The sequence below is a fragment of the Brevundimonas halotolerans genome (assembly GCF_003730275.1).
Lineage (GTDB): Bacteria > Pseudomonadota > Alphaproteobacteria > Caulobacterales > Caulobacteraceae > Brevundimonas > Brevundimonas halotolerans.
Genome location: NZ_QTTA01000017.1, coordinates 217,404 through 238,667, shown reverse-complemented (window position 1 = coordinate 238,667; position 21,264 = coordinate 217,404). Strand labels below are relative to the sequence as shown.

15 protein-coding genes are annotated in these 21,264 nt (G+C 66.9%); 6 read left to right on the top strand and 9 right to left on the bottom strand.

Annotated features, from left to right (window positions below; translation table 11 throughout):
• Positions 1-60: 60 nt before the first annotated feature.
• The 5 genes from EG854_RS08810 to EG854_RS08790 are packed head-to-tail and all read right to left on the bottom strand — an operon-like array spanning position 61 to position 4,811.
• Positions 61-1,155, bottom strand: coding sequence for a sugar kinase (locus EG854_RS08810; protein ID WP_123287734.1), 1,095 nt, complete (start codon positions 1,153-1,155; stop codon positions 61-63).
• Positions 1,152-2,432 (bottom strand): TRAP transporter large permease, encoded by a 1,281-nt coding sequence (locus tag EG854_RS08805; protein ID WP_123287733.1) that lies wholly within the window; start codon positions 2,430-2,432, stop codon positions 1,152-1,154. Before EG854_RS08805 ends, EG854_RS08810 begins: the two co-directional genes overlap by 4 nt.
• A gap of 2 nt (positions 2,433-2,434) precedes the next feature.
• On the bottom strand, positions 2,435-2,932 hold the full coding sequence (locus EG854_RS08800; RefSeq protein ID WP_123287732.1) for a TRAP transporter small permease: 498 nt from the start codon (positions 2,930-2,932) through the stop codon (positions 2,435-2,437).
• A gap of 35 nt (positions 2,933-2,967) precedes the next feature.
• Positions 2,968-3,975, bottom strand: a complete 1,008-nt coding sequence (locus EG854_RS08795; protein WP_206423392.1) for a TRAP transporter substrate-binding protein — start codon at positions 3,973-3,975, stop codon at positions 2,968-2,970.
• Positions 3,972-4,811 (bottom strand): 2-keto-4-pentenoate hydratase, encoded by an 840-nt coding sequence (locus EG854_RS08790; RefSeq protein ID WP_123287731.1) that lies wholly within the window; start codon positions 4,809-4,811, stop codon positions 3,972-3,974. Before EG854_RS08790 ends, EG854_RS08795 begins: the two co-directional genes overlap by 4 nt.
• Before the next feature lie 184 nt (positions 4,812-4,995).
• Between EG854_RS08790 and EG854_RS08785 the strand changes: the two genes are divergently transcribed.
• The 4 genes from EG854_RS08785 (at position 4,996) to EG854_RS08770 (ending at position 10,365) form a co-directional block, all read left to right on the top strand.
• Positions 4,996-6,354, top strand: a complete 1,359-nt coding sequence (locus EG854_RS08785; RefSeq protein WP_123287730.1) for a pectate lyase family protein — start codon at positions 4,996-4,998, stop codon at positions 6,352-6,354.
• Positions 6,355-6,435: 81 nt separating this feature from the next.
• Positions 6,436-7,482 carry a LacI family DNA-binding transcriptional regulator gene (locus tag EG854_RS08780; RefSeq protein ID WP_123287729.1) on the top strand — a complete coding sequence of 349 codons (1,047 nt, stop codon included), beginning with the start codon at positions 6,436-6,438 and terminating at the stop codon, positions 7,480-7,482.
• 73 nt (positions 7,483-7,555) lie between these two features.
• Positions 7,556-9,577, top strand: a complete 2,022-nt coding sequence (locus EG854_RS08775; protein WP_123287728.1) for an alpha/beta hydrolase family protein — start codon at positions 7,556-7,558, stop codon at positions 9,575-9,577.
• An 80-nt stretch (positions 9,578-9,657) separates the two neighbouring features.
• Positions 9,658-10,365: a hypothetical protein gene (locus EG854_RS08770; protein WP_123287727.1), complete on the top strand. Its 708-nt coding sequence runs from the start codon at positions 9,658-9,660 to the stop codon at positions 10,363-10,365.
• A gap of 4 nt (positions 10,366-10,369) precedes the next feature.
• Here the strand turns inward: EG854_RS08770 and EG854_RS08765 are convergent, their stop codons facing one another.
• Positions 10,370-11,011: an RpiB/LacA/LacB family sugar-phosphate isomerase gene (locus EG854_RS08765; protein WP_123287726.1), complete on the bottom strand. Its 642-nt coding sequence runs from the start codon at positions 11,009-11,011 to the stop codon at positions 10,370-10,372.
• 190 nt (positions 11,012-11,201) lie between these two features.
• Here EG854_RS08765 and kduD point away from each other — a divergent pair, with 190 nt between their 5' ends.
• Positions 11,202-11,960 (top strand): 2-dehydro-3-deoxy-D-gluconate 5-dehydrogenase KduD, encoded by a 759-nt coding sequence (kduD, locus tag EG854_RS08760; RefSeq protein ID WP_123287725.1) that lies wholly within the window; start codon positions 11,202-11,204, stop codon positions 11,958-11,960.
• Here the strand turns inward: kduD and EG854_RS08755 are convergent.
• Entirely contained in the window at positions 11,957-13,420 is a 1,464-nt protein-coding gene (locus tag EG854_RS08755) for a thrombospondin type 3 repeat-containing protein (protein WP_206423391.1), read from the bottom strand. The genes kduD and EG854_RS08755 overlap by 4 nt on opposite strands.
• 114 nt (positions 13,421-13,534) lie before the next feature.
• Between EG854_RS08755 and EG854_RS08750 the strand changes: the two genes are divergently transcribed.
• Positions 13,535-16,498 (top strand): TonB-dependent receptor, encoded by a 2,964-nt coding sequence (locus tag EG854_RS08750; RefSeq protein ID WP_164461971.1) that lies wholly within the window; start codon positions 13,535-13,537, stop codon positions 16,496-16,498.
• Between the two features lie 83 nt (positions 16,499-16,581).
• Here the strand turns inward: EG854_RS08750 and EG854_RS08745 are convergent, their stop codons facing one another.
• Together EG854_RS08745 and EG854_RS08740 are read right to left on the bottom strand one after the other, a co-directional pair.
• Positions 16,582-18,033 (bottom strand): efflux transporter outer membrane subunit, encoded by a 1,452-nt coding sequence (locus EG854_RS08745; RefSeq protein ID WP_123287723.1) that lies wholly within the window; start codon positions 18,031-18,033, stop codon positions 16,582-16,584.
• Positions 18,030-21,257 (bottom strand): efflux RND transporter permease subunit, encoded by a 3,228-nt coding sequence (locus EG854_RS08740; protein WP_123287722.1) that lies wholly within the window; start codon positions 21,255-21,257, stop codon positions 18,030-18,032. Before EG854_RS08740 ends, EG854_RS08745 begins: the two co-directional genes overlap by 4 nt.
• Positions 21,258-21,264 lie beyond the last annotated feature (7 nt).

Below are 21,264 nucleotides of genomic sequence, written 5' to 3'. Positions count from 1 at the left end.
GGCGGCATCCAACAGCATGCGGTCGCCGGTTTCCAGCGTCGCCGGAAAATCCCGGGTCGATCAGCGGCGGGCGGCGGCGCCGTCGCCGCGGGCGAGCGCCTCAACCTCATCAAGGCTGGTCATGGCATTGTCGCCCGGCGTGGTCATGGCCAAGGCCCCGTGGGCGACGCCCAGCGCCAGAGACGCCTCCAGCGATCGTCCGTCCATCAGGCCAAAGGCGAGTCCCGAGACAAAGCCGTCGCCGCCGCCGACGCGGTCCAGAATCGCCACTTCGACCGGCGCATGGACCGTCAGCGCGCCGTCCGCCCAGGCGCAGGCGCCCCAGCGGTTCATCGAGGCGCTCACCGGATCGCGCAGCGGTGAGGCCAGCAGGCGCAGGTCCGGCAGCTGACCCCTCAGTCGCTCAGCTGCCGCCGCGAACGGGGCGGGGTCACAGGGGTTGGTCCGTACCTCGGGCGTCTCGATGCCCAGACAGGCGGCCAGGCTGTATTCGTCGCCGATCAGCACATCGACCTGTTCGGCGATGGCGCGGTTGACCCGGCGGGCGGCCTCAGGATCAGGGTGTGCCGCCCACAGGCTGGCGCGATAGTTGAGGTCATAGCTGACGATGGTGCCGTGGCGCCGCGCCGCCGTCACCGCTGCCAGCGCCGTCTCCGCCGTCGATTCGGACAGGGCCGAAAAGATCCCGCCGGTGTGCAGCCAGCGCACGCCTTCATCGCCGAACAGGGTGTCCCAGTCGACGTCGTCGGGCTGCATGGCCGAGGCCGCCGAATGCGCCCGGTCCGACACGCCCAGCGCCCCGCGCGGCCCGAAGCCCCGCTCGGTAAAGTTCAGCCCCACCCGGTTCTCGCGCCCCACCGGATCGGCCTCGCGCCACAGGATGTGGGCGTCCGACACGCCGCCCTGGAGGATCAGCTCATGCACCAGGGCCCCGATGTCATTGCGGGGCAGGGCGGTGACCACGGCGCTACGCAGGCCAAAGGTCTTCGCCAGACCGCGCGCGACATTGTATTCGCCGCCGCCCTCCCACACCTGGAACTGGCGGGCGGTGCGGATGCGTCCTTCGCCGGGGTCCAGCCGCAGCATGACCTCTCCCAGCGCCACCGCATCCCAACGGCAGCTGTCCTTCGACTTCAGACGGGGCAGCAGGGTCATTTCATCAGCGAGGGCAGCCACAGCGACAGGGCCGGGATGAAGGTCACCAGCATCAGCACGATCACACAGGCGAAGTAGAAGGGCCAGATGGATCGCAGCGACTGGGTCATCGGAATCTTCGCAATGGCGCTGCCGACGAACAGCACCGATCCCACCGGCGGCGTGATCAGGCCGATACCGCAGCTGAGCAGCAGGATCACGCCGAACTGAACCGGGTCGACGCCGAACGCCTTGGCCACCGGCAGGAAGATCGGCGTGACGATGATGATCAGCGGCGCCATGTCCATGAAGGTGCCGAGGAACAGCAGGCAGGCGATGATCATCAGCATGATCAGGACTGGATTGTCGGTCAGGCCGTTCAGCACCTCGATCATCATGCCGGGCACCTGAAGGTAAGCCATCAGCCAGCCGAACGCCCCGGCACAGCCGATGATGAACAGCACCGCGCCCGAAGTCCGCGCCGCGCCGATGCAGGCCTCCTTGAAGGCCGCCCAGCGCATGTGGCGATAGACGATGCCGGTGACGATGATGGCATAGACGACGGCGATCGAAGCGGACTCGACGGCGGTAAAGATGCCGGCCCGGATCCCGCCAAAGATGATGACGACCAGCAGCAGGCCGGGAATGGCGGCGATCAGACGGGTCAGGACGGAGCCGAACCCGGGGAAGACATCGGCGGGATAGCCGCGCTTGCGGGCTACCCAATAGGCGGTGACCATCAGGGCCATGGCCAGCAGCAGGGCCGGGACGATACCGCCGGCGAACAGGTCCGAGATCGACACCCCGCCTCCGGCCGAGGCCGAATACAGGATCATATTGTGCGAGGGTGGCACCAGCAGCGCCACGAGCGCCGCCGAAATGGTGACGTTGACTGCATAGTCACTCTCATAGCCGCGCTTCTGCATCTGTGGGATCATGGTGCCGCCGATGGCCGAGACGTCGGCGATGGCCGAGCCGGACACGCCCCCGAACAGGGTCGAGCCGACCACCGTCACCTGGCCCAGACCGCCGCGCATATGGCCGACCAGAGATGACGCCAGCGCGATCATCCGGTCGGACAACCCGCCCTTCATCATCAGCTCGCCGGTGAAGATGAACAGCGGAATGGCCAGCAGGGCGACCGAGGCCATGTCTGACCCCATCTGCTGGAACACCACGATGGGCGGCAGCGCCAGATACAGCACCGTCGCCAGCGTCGCCCCCATCAGACAGAAGGCGACCGGCACCCCCAGGATCAGCAACAGGGCCAGAACCCCGAACAGGATGATGAATTCCATGCTCAGTCCTCCCGCAGGGGCTTGGGCGCGCCGGTAAACAGCCGCTCCAGGGCAAAGATCAGGATCAGCACGCCGCCGACGGCCAGACCCAGGAATTTCAGGCCGGAGGGCAGGGGGGCACCGGCCAGCGGCACCGTCCAGTCATCCAGCATCAAATAGCCGCCCATGGTGGCCAGCCCCAGGCCGGTCGCCGCCGCGATCACCCGCGACAGGGACGCCAGCCCCGACCGGATCGGTCCGGGCATGGAGTGGGCTAGGGTCTGAAAGGCGAAATGGGTCTCGTAGCGGACCCCCACGGCCGCCCCGAACATGACGGCCACGCTCATCAGGATCAGCGCCACCGGCTCGGTCCAGCCGGGCGAGTCGTTCAGCACATAGCGGGCGAATACCTGCCAGGCCTGGACCAGGGCCATGGCCAGCAGGGCCGCGCCCGCCAGTCCCAGCACGATCCGGGACAGGTGGTCCAGCAACCCCCGACGTGGCGCTTCAGATGATGTCATCGGTTCCTCCCCGGAGGCGGTCGTGTTCGGGCCGTTCAGGCGGCCGCTGTGATCTGTTCGTAGAGGGGCTTCAGACCTGCCCCCGCTGTGTATTTGGCATTCACCGGTTCGACCGCGCGGGCAAAGGCGGCCAGATCGACCTCATTCACCTGAGTGCCCGCGGCGATCACCGCGGCCCGGGCATCGGCCTCGCGCTTGTCCCACTCGGCCCGCATCAGCGGCACCGAGCGCCGCGCCACGTCGCGCACCAGGTCGCGGTCGGCGGGCGTCAGGGCATCCATCGACGCCTTGGAAATCAGCAGGGCGTCGGGCGAATGCAGGTGCCGGGTGTCACTCCAGTAGCGGGCCACCTCAAACTGGCGGCTGGACTGATAGCTGGGCCAGTTGTTCTCGGCCCCGTCGATCAGATGGGTCTGCAGCGACGAAAACACCGCGCCAAACGTCAGCGGCGTCGGATTGGCGCCCATGGCCCGGACCGTGTCGAGGAAGATGTCGGACTGCGGCGCGCGGATCTTCAGGCCCTTCATGTCGGCGGGCTCATAGACCGGACGGCGCACATTATAGACGCTGCGCGGCGCGGCATCGTAATAGGCCAGCCCGACCAGGCCCCGGCCTTCGAATACGTTCAACAGCTGCGTGCCGATGTCGCCATCGACCACGGCCCGCATGTGCTCGACCGAGCGGAACACATAGGGCAGGCACAGCAGGCTGGTCTCGGGGAAGGCATTGTTCAGCGCGGCGGCGGCCACGCGACAGATGTCGATCGCCTGAAAGCGCGCGAGGCCAATGGAGTCGTCCTCATTGCCCAGCTGGCCGGAGGGGAAGGAGCGGATGCCCAGCCGCCCGTCGGTCAGCCGACCCAGCTCCTCGCCCATCCATTTGACGGCGGTGACGGTCGGATAGTCGGCCGGGTGCACATCGGCGGCATGCAACAGGCGCGGCCCGCCGCTGCCCGTCCCGGTCGCGGTGCCACAGCCCGAGAGGGCGGCCGCTCCGGCCCCGATCAGGCCCGTGTGCAAAAGGTGTCTGCGTGTGGGGATCATGGGTTTACTCCCTCGGCGCGGATGGCCCGGCAGGCAATGATACCACTGGGTCCGAAATCGGCCTCGGCGGTCTGGCCGATGGCGATGCGATGTACCCCCGTGGCCGCGCCGGTCGAGATCCACTGGCCCACCTGTGGCCGCAGCCCGCGCCCGGCCAGTACGTTCAGCAGGAACGCCAGGGAGTCGAACGGCCCCCCGGGAATGGAGGTCGCGCCTCCGGTGCCGACCGTCTCGCCGTCGATACGCATGGCACAGGTCAGATCGTCCAGCGCCCCGGGATCCCCGGCCCAGTCGCGCACGACCTCGGCCCCCAGGATCAGGCCGGCATTGTTGCCAAAGTCCGAGGCCGTGACCGCCGGCCCATGATCATTGATGCCGGGAAAGGGACTGCCCGCGATTTCGACACCGACGCGGATCTGGCTGACAAGCCGGGTCGCCTCGGCCACAGTCCAGCTGTCTCTCAGCGGCGGCGTCTCGGCCATCAGCAGCAGATATTCCGCCTCGACCGCGCCAAAGCCGCCGTCGATCAGCGGGAAGTCGGTGAGGCCTGCGGCAGGGCGGACGCTGGCAGCAAAGATCGGCCCGGCGAGTCGCCCGGCGCCGAACTGTGCATCCAGAGGCGGCGGGATCCGGCCCAGCTTCCAGCCGGCGATCGCGTCCGGGACCAGCGCGATGGCCGCATCCTGAATGGCATAGGCCTCATCCAGAGTGCCCGGCACAGTGCCCGGATAGGTCGGCAGGGCACGGCCCGCGCGCCGCGCCTCGACAAAGGCGCGCGCAATGGCCCGGCCGTCCTCGGACAGGACCGCCGCGTGAGGCAAAGCATGGGCCGTCATGACGTCGACTCGGGTGAGGGACGCATACAAGCTGTTGAAATCGTTATGGGCAGGCGCACGCGTCCTCCGTTTTTCTTTTGACATTGCGCAGGAAGGAAACCGGTGTCAATTTGAATCGAGACAAAGGGCGTCACAACGAGCCGAGGCTCGTGGCAAGATGGCGCCCGTACCGGGAAGGAAGCCGATGAACCGTCGACACACTCTGATCTCCGCCTGTCTGGGCCTGTTCGCCGCCCTCACGCTCAGCCTCGCCAGTGCCGCGCCCACGCTGGCCCAGTCCGGCCCGCTGGCCTTCCCCGGCGCCCTGGGATGGGCCTCGGCCACCCCCGGCGGACGGGGCGGGGAGATCATCCGCGTCACCAACCTGAACAGCGAAGGCCCCGGCTCGCTCCGCGCCGCGATCGAGGCCGAGGGTCCGCGCATCGTGGTGTTCGAAGTCGGCGGGGTCATCGACCTCGAGATGAAGACCCTGCGCCTGCGCAACCCCTACATCACCATCGCCGGCCAGACCGCGCCTTCACCGGGCATCACCCTGATCCGGGGCGGCATGGACGTCGGCGGACACGATGTCATCATCCAGCATATCCGCATCCGCCCCGGCTCGGCCGATCAGGGCTGGATGAGCGGCTGGGACGAGGACGGCATCGCCACCGTCAGCGCCTACAATGTCATCATCGATCACTGCAGCCTGACCTGGGCCACCGACGAGAACCTGTCGGCCTCTGGCCCCCGTTTTACCGGCTCAACGCCCGACGAATGGCGTCGCGGCACCAGCCACAACATCACCTTCTCGAACAATATCGTCGGCGAGAGCCTGGCCTATTCGACCCACTCCAAGGGTGAGCACTCCAAGGGCTCGCTGATCCACGACAATGTCACCGGCCTGTTGATCATCGGCAATCTCTATGCCCACAACTATGAGCGCAGCCCCCTGTTCAAGGGCGGTGTGCACGGCGTCATCGTCAACAATCTGATCTACAATCCCGGCCCGCGCGCCATCCACTACAACCTCGCCCCCGAGGAATGGGGCACCGTCCCGTTCGAGGTCGGCAAGATGTCGGTGGTCGGCAATGTGCTGCGCGCCGGCCCTTCGACCCCGACCGACCATCTGGCCTTCATGATGATCGGCGGCGCGGGCGATGTGGAATACTATGGCCTCGACAATATCGCCGTCGATCAGGTCGGCGAGCCGATCCGTATGTTCGGCCGCTATACCACCAGCCCGGCGCGGATCATCGAAATGCCCCGTCCGCCCGTCTGGTGGGAAGGCCTGACGCCCATCCCGGCCGTCGACGTCCAGCGCTCCGTGCTGTCCACGGCGGGTGCTCGTCCGTGGGACCGTGACATGCGCGATGTCCTGCTGATCGCCGAGGTCGCCGAGGGCCGGGGCGAGATCATCGACCATGAGCGCGAGGTCGGCGGCTATCCGGCTGTCGGCGAACCCACGCGCAAGGCCTTCAACCCCGACGACTGGAACCTGCACGACATGACGCCGAAGCGTGACGATGTGCTGGACCGCCCGGCCAACCGTCGCGGAACCTGAGACGCCCCCGCAGAACCGCCAGTATGCAGGCCGTGCCGAAATAGCCTATCAAGGGTTCACAAGCTCAGCAGGACTTCAGGCGTGGCGGATAACAGGCGGACAGGCGGCAAGCCCGTGACCATCAATGACGTCGCGCGGCTTGCCGGGGTCTCCAAGAAGACGGTGTCGCGCGTCATCAACAACTCACCGCTTCTGCGGGCCGAGACGCGCGAAAAGGTGCAGAAGGTCATCGCCGACTCCGGCTTTGCCCCCGACCCCCAGGCGCGGGGGTTGGCCTTTCGCCGGTCCTTCCTGGTCGGCATGATCTACGACAACCCGAGCCCCAACTATGTGGTCAACATGCAGCAAGGCGTGCTGGACGCAGTGCGCGGCGCGGGGCTTGAGCTGGTGGTCCATCCCTGCAACCGCGCCAGCGACACCTTTCTGTCCGATGTGCGCGGCTTCATCGTCCGGCAAAAGCTTTTCGGCGTGGTCATGCCGCCGTCGGTGTCCGAGGACGAGCGCGTCATCGCCATCCTGAAAGAGGCTGAATGCCCCTATGTGCGCATCGCCTCGGTGTCGCTGGACGAGCCTCGCCACATGGTCGTCACCAACGACAGCTCGGGCGCGGCCGAGGCCGCCCGCCACCTCGCCGGGCTGGGCCATCGCCGCATCGCCTTCATCTCGGGCCCCGACAGTTTCCGCTCCTCGCACGAGCGGGGCAGGGGCTTTGCCGAGGGTCTGGCCGAGCACGGGCTGACGCTGGACCCGGCCTATGTCCGCGTCGGGGCCTATACGTTCGAGTCCGGGGTCGAGGCCGCACGCGACCTGCTGGCCATGGCCGACCGGCCGACCGCCATCTTCGCCGGCAATGACGAAATGGCCATCGGCGTGATGAAGGCCGCGCGCGACGCGGGCCTCGATGTGCCGTTTGATCTGTCGATCTGCGGGTTTGACGACCTGCCCATGGCCTCGCGTGTATGGCCGAACCTGACCACCGTCCGCCTGCCGATCCGCGACATGGGCCGCATGGCTGCCGAAAAGCTGACCGCCTCGATCCGCGGCCTCGACGCCGCCACCCTGACCCAGCCCGAGGTCCGCCCCTCGCTGGTCGTGCGCGATTCGACCGCCCCGCTGCAGGGCAGCTGAGAGGTTCCACTTCCGACCGCCGGTTGTTAGTGTCCTCGCGCCTTGAGAGCGTGGGCGGGCCGGGGAGCGAACCATGGGACAGCAGTTGACGCGCATCGGCGCAGGCTTTGCCGTCATGCTCGCCGCGTTGGCGGTGCTGGCTTCCGTCACCCCCTCGACCGCCCAGATCCTGCCCGTCGAAGAATTCGCGCGCCGCCCGGCTCTGGCTCACGTCAGCCTCTCGCCGTCGGGACGCTACCTCGCTTACGTCGCCCAGGACGACAGCACTGCCAATCTGGCTGTCCGCGATCTCGTCACCGGCGAGACCAGCGCCCTGTTTGGCTCCCAGGCCCGCGAGCGCTTTGGCGGGGTCTATATCGACTGGGTGGAATGGAAGGGCGACGACCTTCTGATCATGGGCGCGACCCGGCTTGAGGTGACCCGCTACCGGGGTGAAGCTGACGGCGCGATCCGCACCGCAAACTATGGCCGGTCCCTGCTCGCCATTCCCCGCAACGGTGGCGACATCCGGCGTCTGGAGGGGCCGCTGGCCCGCGCCGGCAGGCCCGGCGACCTGCTCGACATCCTGCCCGACCAGCCCGGGCACATCCTGATTACGCACATGGATGCATCAGGCGACCTCAACGTCGCGCGCGTGGATGTCCGGTCGGGTGAGTCCGAGCTGATTGTCGAGGGCGACCCCCGGGTGATCAGCTATCTGACCGACGAGCAGGGCGATGTGGTCGGGCGACTGGTCTACCGGGGTATCCGCGGCCGTGTGCTGGTCATGCAGGCGCGAGACGCGGATGGCGGCTGGACCGAGACCTTCCGCCTGCACCGCGACGAGATCCGCGATTTTCCGCGCTTCCGGTTCCTCGGCCCGACGGACCAGCCCTCGCAGGTCTATGTCGCGGTCCGACCTGAGGAGGGCGCGCCTGAAGACACCTATGGCGTCCACGTGTTTGATTTCGCTACCCGGACCATGGGCCCGGCCATCTGGCGGCACGGCACCTATGACGTGGCCGATATTGTGCTGAACGGCGACGGCTCCGGTCTGGCGGCGGGGTGCTACTGGGCCGATGTCTACCGGTGCGATTTCATCGACCCGGATCAGGAGCGCGTGATGGCGGGCATCCGTCGCTTCTTCGGGGCGGGCTTCAGCACGTCGGTCGTGTCCCAGTCCGAAGCGGGCGATAAATGGCTGATCTGGGCCAGCTCTCCCTCGAACGCCGGTCAGTATTACCTCTTTGACCTCACGGCCCTGAAGATGGAGTTGGTCGGCTCTCTGTTCCCGGGGCTGCCGGAGGCCCGCCTGGGCCAGATGCGCCGGATCGACTATGCTGCGACCGACGGGCTGGCCCTGACGGCCTATCTCACCCAGCCGCCGGGCACCAACGACGGTGATCGGCCACCGCTGATCGTCATGCCCCACGGCGGGCCCGAGACCAGCGATCACCTGAAGTGGGATACCTGGACGCAGTTCTTTGCCAGCCGGGGCTATCAGGTGCTGCAGCCCAATTTCCGCGGCTCCAGCGGTCAGGGGCGCAATTTCGCCGAGGCCGGCTATCGCCAGTGGGGCGGGCTGATGCAGGACGACGTCACCTCGGCCGTCCAGCACCTGATCGACCAGGGCCTCGCGGATCCCGACCGAATCTGCATCGTCGGGGCCAGCTATGGTGGCTATGCCGCCCTGATGGGACCGGCGACCCGGCCCGACCTCTATCGATGCGCCATCGCGATCGCCGGCCCGTCCGATCTGGTCGACATGATGAACTGGGAGCGTCGCGAGGCGGGCGACGACACTGATCGCTACGAATACTGGGTCCGCTCCATCGGCGACCCCCGCGAGGACCGCGCGGCGCTCGAGGCTGTCTCGCCGGTTCGTCTCGTTGAGGGATGGACCACGCCGGTGTTGCTGATCCACGGCGAACGCGATGACGTCGTGCCGGTGGCCCAGTCACGCGACATGAACCGTGCCCTTCGCCGCGCCGGTGCCGACGTCGAACTGCTCATCCTCGAAGAGGCCGGCCACGCAGACTGGGAGCGCCGCGAGGAGATTGCCGTGATGCAGGCCATGGAGGCTTTCCTCGCCGAGCACCTGCCCGTCGCGCCATAGGCCAAGGCGACGGCTGTGGTGAGACCGCCGGGCCACAGGGCCTGTGTTAGGGTCCGCCCGGCCTTGGGAAGGGAACCACCATGCTGGGACTGTTCAAACTGCTGCGCCGGATCATCGAGGGATCGATCCTCTCGATCATCCTTCTGGCCGCCGTGGCCGTGCTGGGCGTCTCCAGCACCGTCAGCCTCGCCCTGGCCGAGCCATCGGCGGCCTCTCTGGTGTTCCTGCTGGTGCTGGCCGTCGTGCTGGCCGACCTGATCGGGAAATTTCTCTCGATCCTGTCGACCACCTTCCCCGACCTGATCCCGGCCGTGGAAGACGAGGACATCAAGCGCGCCTCGCTGATCCAGCGGCTGCGGCCCGGCCAGACGATCGCTCTCCTGTCCGGGGCCTATGCCGCGCGGCTGGTCATGTTCCTGATCATATTCGCCCTGCTGGGCGCCAGCTATGCCTGGGCCCCGCTGGCCGTGCAGGAGACCCTGGTCGGCCCGCTGGGCACGATGGAGGCCATCACTGTCTTCATCCGGGAGGGTATCGCCGGCTCGATCGGCTATTTCCTGTTCTTCCTCGGGCCGGACAACCTTGCGCCTGTCACCCGCGCCATTCTCGACCAGCCGCTGGACCCGGCCACGCCCAGCGGCGACGCCTTTCTGGTCGGCATCCGCATCTATGGCCTCGCCTTCATGTTCTCGATCCTGCGCACCCTGGTCACGCCTCTCACCTACTGGCGCGCCCGCCGACGCGCCCGCAGGCTGGCGACGACGGAAGAGGTGGCTGTCGAGGTCTGAGCCCTCAGCCCCCGATCACACCCCGGATGTACTCGCGGATGCCCTCGTCCGTGGCGTTGGCGAAGAACAGGTCCTGGAACCGCTCACCGGCGACGGCGGCCTTCAGCAGGTCCTGATCGACAGTCTTCAGGACGGTCAGCATGTCGTGGCAGGTGACGGCCTTGAGGTCCTTCAGGATGCCGCGGTTGGTGGCCATGATCTGGGCCCGCTCCTTGGGATAGCCCAGCCCGCGGTCGCCCTCGAACAGCTTGCGATAACAGTCCTGCAGGTTCAGCTCGGCGGCCCAGCCAAAGCCCTTGGCATAGGGCATGGAGATGGCGTTGCCGTCATTGATCTGGCCGAACAGGAACGCGTCGGTCGGATCGATCACCAGTCCGCAGAACACGCCCGGCATGGCGTTGCAGGCCAGCATGGAGCCCATGCCCGTACCACACCCGGTGACCACGAAATCCGCCGCGCCCGAGTTCAGCAGGATGCCGGTCAGCAGGCCGTTCATGACATAGGTCAGCGAGGCCTTATCCTCGGGTGTATACATGCCATAGTGGAACACCTCATGGCCCAGGGGTTCGGCCGCAGCGGTCAGGGCCGTGTGCACAATCTGGCTCTTGGCGGCCTGGCTGTTCTCGATGATCAGGGCGATTTTCATGGTATTCCTCAAGGTCAGGGGCGGACAGGGCGAAGGGGTATCCCGATATCCGGCATTCATAGTCGGGGACGACGACGATAGGGCGGCATCGCCCTTACCTCATTTGCATCGGGTTATGACACCGGTTACCTATATGTTCAATCTGAGGCGTTCAATCCGCCGGTGACAACCCATCCGAAGGCCTGCCTGCATGACCCCGTCGTTTGATCTCTCCGGGCGCACCGCCCTCGTTACCGGCGCCAATACCGGTCTGGGTCAGGCCATCGCGCTGGGTCTGGCCGCCGCCGGGGCCGACATCGTCGCCGTGGGCCGGTCGGCGCCGACCGAGACGGCGGAAAAGGTCTCGGCGCTGGGTCGCGCCCTCCACGCCATCCCCGCCGACCTGTCAACCACGGCGCCACTTGCCGATGTGGTTGCCAAGGCCCGCGACGCGGTCGGCGACATCGACATTCTGGTCAACAATGCCGGCATCATCCGTCGCGCCGACAGCCTCGACTTTTCGGAGGAAGACTGGGACGCCGTCATCGACACCAATCTGAAGACCGCCTTCTTCCTGTCGCAGGCGGTGGCCCGCACCTGGGTCGGGGCCGGACGGGGCGGCAAGATCCTGAACATCTGTTCGATGCTGAGCTTTCAGGGCGGCATTCGCGTGCCGTCCTATACCGCCTCGAAAAGCGGCCTCGCCGGGCTCACCCGTCTGCTGGCCTGCGAATGGGCATCGAAGGGCATCAACGTCAACGGCATCGCCCCCGGCTATTTCGCCACCAACAACACCGAGGCCCTGCGCGCCGATGAGGGCCGCAACCGCGATATCCTCGCCCGAATCCCGGCCGGGCGCTGGGGCGCTCCGTCAGACCTCGCGGGTGCCGCTGTATTTCTGGCGTCAGATGCCTCGGCCTATGTCCACGGCACCATCTTGACCGTCGATGGCGGCTGGATGGCGCGCTAACAGCCCCCTGTTCCGGCGGCCCGCGCGTTCAGCCAGTCTTCCAGCAGGGTATGGCCGTCGCCGTCCGGGTCGGTCGCCCCGTCGGTGCCGTCCGCCGGGTCTGACCCGTGCGCGACCTCCCACTCGTCGGGCAGGCCGTCACCGTCGCTGTCGACCCAGGGCCGTCCCGCATCGACCTCGCCCAGCCCTCCGACCGTTTCCGGACTGTCGATGATCCGCCCTGACCGCTCCCGAACGCCCGTGACGATCCGGACATCGACCGCATCGCGGGGCAGGGAGGCCCCTGCGGTCGACAGGACCTGATCCTGCCAGGCTTCGGGGTCTTCAGGCGGCGCCCCCGCCCAGTCCGGCCGAACCGTCAGCCGCGTGCCCGGCCCGCCGTCGTCCTTCACCAGGCTCCAAGGATCGTCGGGCAGGACGCCATCCATCCGGTTGGTCTCGAACCAGGCGACGGCCAGCGGATCGGAGTCCTCGAACGCCCAGCGCCCGGTCGAATCCGGCCCTGGCAGATAGGTGTTCCCGACAAAGGCGTAGGTCGAGACGCTGTTGGTATCGGCGTTATAGCCCGCCTGGGCGCCACCCCAGTTATAGAAGACATTGCCCCGGAACTCGAAATACGGCCCCTCGGCATCGAGCTCCGGTGGATTGTAGTTGCCGGGCCGCGGCATGCGCGCCCGGTGGCTGGCCCACAGATTGCCGATGAAGCTGATCTGCGCCCCATACCCGCCCCGCACCAGCGAGCCATAGCCATGATCCCCCTTGGCGTGGGCCGAGGCGTTCAGCGATTCGGCGATCACCGAGTTCTGCACCGTCACGTCATAGATGCCGCGCTCGGGCGGGTCATACCGGCTACCGACCGACAGGGTCTCGTCCACAGACCATGAAGCCGACACATGGTCCAGAATGATCCGCCGCCCGCGCGTGACCGAAATGGAATCGGCCTCCACCGCTTGCTCCGCCCCCAGTCGCGAGCGGATATGGCGCACAATCACTTCGTCGGCCGAGATGATCAGCGGCTGGCCGATCAGGGTGATTCCCCCGCCCGGCGCGGTCTGCCCGGCCAGAGTCACGCGCCCCCGACGAATAACCAGCGGACTCTCCAGCCGGATGATGCCTCCCGTGTCGAACACAATGGTCCGGGGCCCCTCGGCCTCGATCGCCGCGCGCAGACTGCCCGGGCCGGAATCGCCCGTATGTGTGACCCTCAGCACACGCCCGCCGCGTCCGCCGACCGCGTACCGGCCCGCGCCCTCGGCCCCTGGAAAGGCCAGCACCTGCGACGGGGCGTCCTGGGCAAAAGCCCGTCCCGTGGGGCTGATTGCTCCCAAAAGACCGAAAACCACCGCCAGTCCGAGCGCCGCCGGTCGCGCCATCGGGGCGGCGAGCAGGGTCTGTGACGTGGGGCTTGCCATTTCGATGTTCATCGGGTTACGCTCGTCATTGATACCGGTGTCATTCACTTTCGCATCTAAACATGACACCGGTGTCAAAACAAGGTTCAGGATTGAGCCTCAATAAAAGATCGACCGGGGCCAACCTCCGGCGTCCTGTATGTCCTTGGGAGGAGGCATATGATGCACGTTCAAAAAACAGGCGCGTCCCTGCGCCACTATCTGTTCGCCGGAGGATCGGGCATGGCGCTTGCGCTGTGTCTCGGTGTCGGTGGTGTCGCCGCACAGGACGCGGGTGAACCCGAGACCGAGGTCGATGAGATCATCGTCACCGGCTATCGCGGCAGCCTGGCTGCCGCCCTCGACGTCAAGCGCAACGAAGCCGGCATCGTCGATGTCATCCTGGCCGAAGACATCGCCGACTTCCCCGACACCAACCTGGCCGAGGCCATCCAGCGCATCCCGGGCGTCTCGATCGACCGCGACGCCGGCGAGGGCCGACAGCTGACCGTGCGCGGCCTCAGCTCCGACTTCACCCGCAGCCGCATCAACGGCATGGAGGCCCAGGCCACCACCGGCGGCACCGACTCATCGGGCGGCGCGAACCGCGGTCGTGGCTTCGACTTCAACGTCTTTGCCTCCGAGCTGTTCAACTCGATCAAGGTCCGAAAGACCGCCGCCGCCGAGACCGAAGAGGGCTCGCTGGGCGCCACCATCGACCTGCAGACCGCTCGCCCGTTCGACTTCCGGGGCCCGCGAATGGCCTTCTCGGTGCAGGCCGGATACAATGACCTGTCCGAAAACTGGAACCCGCGCGCGGCCTTCCTGGTCAGCAATACCTTCGGTGACCGGGACCAGTTCGGTGCCCTGCTGTCGGTGGCCTACAGTGAAAAAGACTCCTTCGAGGAGGGCTTCAGCTCGGTGCGCTGGGCCCCCGCCGTCGGCTCCGGCAGCTCGGGCGGCTTCTGCTCCCCGTTCGGGTATGCGCCCCAGAACCCGGGCAACAGCGGAAGCAACGGCTCGAACGCCGCCAACTGCGCGACCGGGATCGCGCGTCCGACCAATACGCCGGGCAATGTCACCGCCTATGAAACGGCCAACCAGCCCAATGTCTTCATTCCGCGCCTGCCGCGCTATGGCCGCCTGACCCACCACCAGGAACGCCTCGGTCTGACGGGCTCGCTGCAATGGCGCCCGGCAGACTCCACGACCATCAGCGTGGATGTGCTGTACTCACAGCTGGACGCGACCCGCGAAGAGCATTTCCTCGAGTCGCTGTCCTTCAGCCGCAATGCCGGTGCCGGTGGCCAGACCCAGATCATCGTTCGCGATGCCGTGGTTGAGAATAATACCCTGGTCTATGGCCTGTTCGACAATGTCGACATCCGCAGCGAGGCCCGGTTCGACCAGTTGGAGACCCAGTTCCTGCAGGTCGGCTTCACGGTCGATCACGACTTCTCCGACACGGTCCGGGGCCGCTTCTTCGCCGGTCGCGCCGAGTCGAACTACGAGAACCCCTTCCAAACCACGGTCACCATCGACCGTCAGAACACCCAGGGCTATTCGTTCGATTTCCGGGGTAATCCCAACACCCCGCTGATCGACTACGGCTTCAATGTCGCCGATCCGGCGGCCTGGGACTGGCGTGCAATCGGCACCAGTGTCCCGCGTTCGGAAATCCGCATCCGGCCCCAGGGCGTCGATACCATCTTCGAGTCCCTCCAGGCGGACCTGGAGTTTGACGTCACCCCGTTCGTGACCTTCCGGACCGGCGTCAACTGGAAGACCTTCTCGTCTGAGTCCTATGAGTTCCGTCGCACCGATGAAACGGTCGTGCCGGCCCTGCCGCCGGGTGTCACCATGGCGGACATCACCACCCTGCTGACCGGATTCGGCGGCGGCTTTGGCCCCAGCGGCAATGACTCGACCTGGGTCATCCCGGATCTGAATTCCATAGCCGACCTGTTCAACATCTACTGCAACTGCGACACGGGCGTTCCCGGCGGTGACTTCACCCTCGGCAGCATCACGGTCGGCAACGCCCGGGGCGGCAACCGCTTCCTCGAGGAAGAGGACTTCGCCATCTACGCCCAGGCGGACTTTGACGCCGACGTCTTCGGTCGTCCGTTCCGCGGCAATGTTGGCCTCCGCCACGTTTGGACCAGCCTCTATGCCGAGGGCTACAGCTCGACCGGTGGCGGCACCCTGGTGTTCGACACCCACGACTATGAAGACAGTCTGCCGTCGCTGAATCTGACGTATGAGCCGATCGACAATGTCCTGGTCCGCTTCGGCGCCGCCAGGGTCATGGCCCGTCCCCAGATCAACAACTCCATGTCCGGAGCCAACTATCTGGTGCCGACCACCTCGCTGAACTCGACCGGTCCGAACTACACCGCCACCATCGGCAATGTGGAGCTGGAGCCGTTCCGGGCCTCGACCTACGACCTTGCCCTCGAATGGTATTTCGCGCCGGAAAGCCTGATTTCCTTCGCCTACTTCTACAAGGACATCGACACCTACATCCAGGTGATCCGTCAGGATCTGACCTATGCCCAGCTGACGGCGCTCAATCCGTCGGCCTTTGACCCGAGCTTCTGTACGGGCAGTTGTTCGCCGACCACCATCTTCGCCCTGACCAGCGCGGTGAATACGGATGGCGGACCGCTGAAGGGCTTCGAGGTCAGCTTCCAGACCCCGTTCACCTTCCTGCCGGGTCCGTTCTCGAACCTCGGCATCCAGCTGAACTACACGAACGTCGAATCCGAGATCGACTACTGCACAAACTCCCTGTGCACGACCTTCGTGACGAACGACCTCGCGCAGCTCTCGCCCACGGCCTACAACGGCACCCTCTACTATGAGGATGACCGCTTCTCGGCCCGGGTCTCGGCCTCGTACCGCGACGAGTATCTACAGAACGTCCCGGGCCGTAACGGCAACGCCCTGGAAGGCAAGATGGAGACGCTGAACATCGACTTCTCGTCATCGTTCAAGCTGACCGACGATGTCACCCTCAGCTTCGAGGGCATCAATCTGACCGACGAGGAAAACCACCAGTGGGTGGGCGACGACGATCGCCAGTCGACCTCGGTCTATCACCACACGGGACGACAGTTCTTCATCGGAGCCCGCTACACCTTCTGACGAAGGGCCGATCCCTACCTGAACGTCCGCTCCTGGACGCGACTTTCAAGGCCGCCGGGTCATCCCGGCGGCCTCTTCTTTTGTCAGTTCGGCAGGTCTTCGGGGGCCCAGCCGCCGGCCAGGGCCTTGAACAGCTGGATCTGCAGATCCGCCACCTGCGCCTCGGCCTGCGCCAATGCCGCGTCGGTCTGGGCCAGGGTGCGCTCGGCATCCAGCACGGTCAGGAAGCTGTCGGCCCCGGCATCGAACCGCGCCCGGGCCAGCCGCGCCGCCTCGGCCGCCGCATCGCGCGACACCGTCAGCGCCTGCCGCCTGTCCAGCGCATGGCCATAGGCCGACAGCGCCGTCTCGGTTTCCTGCAGGGCGACCAGCACCGTCTGGTCAAAGCGCGCCAGCGCCGCTTCGGCCAGACCGCCCGCCGCCTCGATCCGCGACCGGGCTACGGCGACATTGGGGAAGGACCAGCTGATCAGGGGCCCGACGCTGAAGCGCAGCGCGCCGTCGTCGCCCAGTTCGCCCAGATCCAGGGCCGTCGCCCCGACCGAGCCGCCCAGCTGGATGCTGGGATAGAGGCTGGCGGTCGCCACATCGACGCGGGCACTGGCCGCCGCCAGATCGCGTTCGGCCCGGCGCACATCCGGCCGGCGCGCCAGCAGGGCCGCGCCATCGCCCACCGGTATCGGCTGGGTCAGACGCGGCGGGGCGGCACAGTCGACGACCGCCTGCGACACCTCGCGCGGGGTCACCCCGGTCAGGGTCGCCAGCCGGAAGACGGCCGCGTCCTTCTGCGCCCGCAGCGGGGGCAGGGCCGCCTGGCTGGAGGCCACGGCCGAACGCGCCCGGGCCACGTCCAGACCGGTGCCCGAGCCCGCACCCAGCAGCCGCTCGGTCAACTCCAGAGTCCGCGACTGCAGGTCAATCGTCTGCTCGGCCACCGCGATCTGCACATTGGCGGAGCAGACCTCGGTATAGGCCCGCGCGGTTTCAGCGGCGACGCTGACGCGCACCACATCCAGCGCGGCCTCGGCGGCCCCGGCATCGGCGCGCGCGGCGGCGATGGTCGAACCCACCCGCCCGAACAGGTCGATCTCATAGGCCACGTCCAGTCCAACGTCGTATGTCTCGGACTCGTCCAGCGGCTGGCCGCCCGAGCCCGGAACCGTGGTCGCGGCCGGCCGGCCATAGCTGCCGGCACCGGTCAGTGTGGTCGAGGGCAGGCGTGCGGCCCGCGCCTCGCCCAGCGAGGCCCGCACCACGCGCAGATTTGCGACCGCGGCCTCCAACTCATTGTTGTTGCCCAGGGCCTGCAGCACCAGCGCATCCAGCATCGGGTCGTCGTACAGACGCCACCAGTCGTCGCGGGCCGGGGCGCTGACCGTGCCCTGACCGGTATCGGCGACAAAGCCGCCGGCGGTTGCTTCGGGCAGTACCTGCGGGGTGCCGACCGGCGCGGTGGCGCAGGCCGTGACCGTAAGCCCCAGCGCCAGCGCCGAGGCCGCGACGCGCCCCTTCAGCAGGAAAGACAGGCGGATCATACGATTTCTCCCTGGGCCGTCGTCGCGGCCGGAGGCTGAGGCTCATAGGCCGTCTTGGTCTTCTTCGCGCCCGGCAGCTTCGACGCCACCCAGCGCATGAAGACATAGAAGGCGGGGGTGAAGATCAGGCCGAAGAAGGTCACCCCGATCATGCCCGACACCACTGCCGTTCCCAGCGACTGACGCATCTCGGCGCCCGGTCCTGTCGCCAGCATCAGCGGCAGCACACCAAAGATGAAGGCGAACGAGGTCATCAGGATCGGACGCAGACGGGTCTGCGAGGCGCGTACGGCGGCGTCCCAGCGGTTCAGCCCTTCGTCCTCGGCCTGTTTGGCGAACTCCACGATCAGGATGGCGTTCTTGGCCGCCAGCGCGATCAGGACCACCAGCCCCACCTGCACCAGGATGTTGTTGTCCAGCCCTGCCAGATTGACCCCGACCATGGCGGCCAGAATGCACATTGGCACGATCAGCACGACCGCCAGCGGCAGGGTGAGGGCCTCATACTGAGCGGCCAGCACCAGGAAGACGAACACCACGGCCATGACGAACACCAGTGTCGCCCCGCCCGACGACTGCTTCTCCTGCAGCGCAAGGCCGGTCCATTCATAGGAGAACCCCGGCGGCAGGGTGGCTTCCGCCAGCGCCTCCATCCGCGCGATGGCCTCGCCCGACGACACGCCCGGCGCCGCCTGTCCCTGCAGCTCGGCCGCAGGGAACAGGTTGTAGCGCACGATCCGCGACGGACCGGACTCTTCGCGCAGGGTCGCGATCGATCCGATGGGCACCATGGCGCCCGAGGCCGAGCGGGTCTCCAGCGCGGCGATATCGGCGATGTCGTCCCGGGCCGAGGGTTCTGCCTGCGCCGTCACCCGGAAGGTGCGGCCCAGATAGTTGAAGTCGTTGACATAGGCCGAGCCCAGATAGACCCCCAGGGTGTTGAACACATCGCCGGGCTGGACCCCCATCATCAGCGCCCGGTCGCGGTCGACATCCGCAGCGATCCGGGGCGAGCCGGTGTTATAGGTCGAGAACACCTGATTGACGGCCTCGGGCGCCTGGGCCGCGGCCCCCATCATGGCAAAGGTCGCGCCTTCCAGCGGCACATAGCCCGCGCCGGAGGTGTCCTGCACCATCATCTGAAAGCCATTGCCGTTGCCGAGGCCCTGCACAGCGGGCGGAGCGATGACAAAGATGTTGGCGTCCTGAATGCCCATGGTCGCGCCGGTGATGGCTCCGGCCAGCGCGGCTGCGGCCTGCTCCGCCGTCTTGCGCTCATCGAACGAGTCGAGGCGGACAAAGATGGTCGCCGCATTGGATCCGAACGAGAAGCTGGATCCGTCCAGACCCGCGAATGACACGACGCCGTCCACGCCCTCGGTGTCGCGGATGATCTGCGAGGCGCGGGCCATGACCTCCTGGGTGCGGTCCAGAGAGGCCCCCGGCGGCAGTTGCACAACCCCGATCAGGAAGCCCTGATCCTGTTCCGGAATGAAGCCGGATGGCGTGTTGAACAGGGTGAAACCCGTCCCCAGCAACAGAAGGGCGTAGACCCCGAAGACCAGCGCCAGCTTGCGGATCAGCCGCGCCGTCAGTCGTCCGTAGCGGTCCGACAGCCAGTCAAAGCCCTCGTTGAACTTGCGCCCGGCAAAGCCGAGGTAGTGCAGGCCGGTGCCCAGCACACCGGGCTTGCGCGCGTGATCGTCGTGCGCCTTGTGCGGCTTCAGCAGCATGGCGGCCATGGCCGGCGACAGCGTCAACGACACCAGCAGCGACACGACCGAGGCCGTGGTGATGACGATGGCGAACTCGCTATAGAAGATGCCGGGGATGCCGGGCACGAACATGGTCGGGACGAACACCGAGACCAGCACCAGTCCGATCGAGATCAGGGCGCCCGAGACCTCCTGCATCGAGCGATAGGCGGCTTCCTTGGGGGCCAGACCCTCGCGGATATAGCGTTCCACGTTCTCGACCACGACGATGGCGTCATCGACCACGATGCCCACCGCCAGCACCAGGGCGAACAGGCTCAGCGAGTTGATCGAATAGCCCAGCATCAGCTGCACGGCGAAGGTCGCCACCAGCGCTACAGGAATGGCTACGATCGGGATGATCGCCGCCCGCCAGGTCTGCAGGAACACCACCACCACCAGCACTACCAGCAGGATGGCCTCGATCAGGGTGTGTTCGACCGACTCGACCGAGGCGGCGACGAACTCGGTCGGATTATAGGGGATCGAAATGTCCATGCCGGGCGGCAGCTCGGCCCGGATGGCCTCGACCTCCGCCATGACCCGATCTGCTGTGCCCAGCGCATTGGCGCCCGGCTGCTGGATAATGGCCATGCCGACACCGCGCTCGCCGTCAAAGAAGCCCCGGATGCCGTAATCCTGGGCCCCCAGTTCGACACGCGCGACGTCGCGGACGCGGGTCACCCGCCCCTCGGCGTCGGTCTTGATGACGATGTTCGAGAACTCGTTCGGGTCGGTCAGGCGGCCCTCGACCTGCACCGGCAGTTGGAAGGCCGCGGCATTGGTGTCGAACGGCGGCTGGCCGATGGCACCGGCGGCGGCCTGGACGTTCTGGGCGCGCAGGGCGGCGACGATGTCCGGCCCGGTCAGACCGCGCTGGGCCGCCTTGGCCGGGTCGATCCAGACCCGCATCGAATAGTTGCCACCGCCAAAGATCTGGACCGCGCCCACGCCCTCAAGCCGCAGCAGCCGGTCGCGCAGCGTCGAGTTCGCATAGTTGCCGACATAGTCATTGTTCAGCGACTGGTCCGGGGATGTCAGCCCCAGGATCATCAGGAAGCCGCTCTCCTGCTTGTTCACGGTCACGCCGATCTGGCGCACCTGTTCGGGCAGGCGCGGCTCGGCCAGGGCCACGCGGTTCTGCACCAGCACCTGGGCGGCATCCAGATCCGTGCCGGGGTTGAAGGTGACGGTGACCGCCACCGTCCCGTCCGAGGTGGAGGACGATGAGATGTAGAGCATCCCCTCGACGCCATTGACCTCCTGCTCGATCGGCGCGGCGACGGTCTCGGCCACCGTCTCGGCCGAGGCGCCCGGATAGGCGGTGTTGATCGTGATCGTCGGCGGCGCGATCTCCGGATACTGCGACAGCGGCAGCAGCGGATAGGCGAAGGCCCCGACCAGGGTGATGAAGACCGCGATCACGGTCGCAAAGATCGGCCGGTCGATAAAGAAGCGAGAGATATTCATGGCTGGG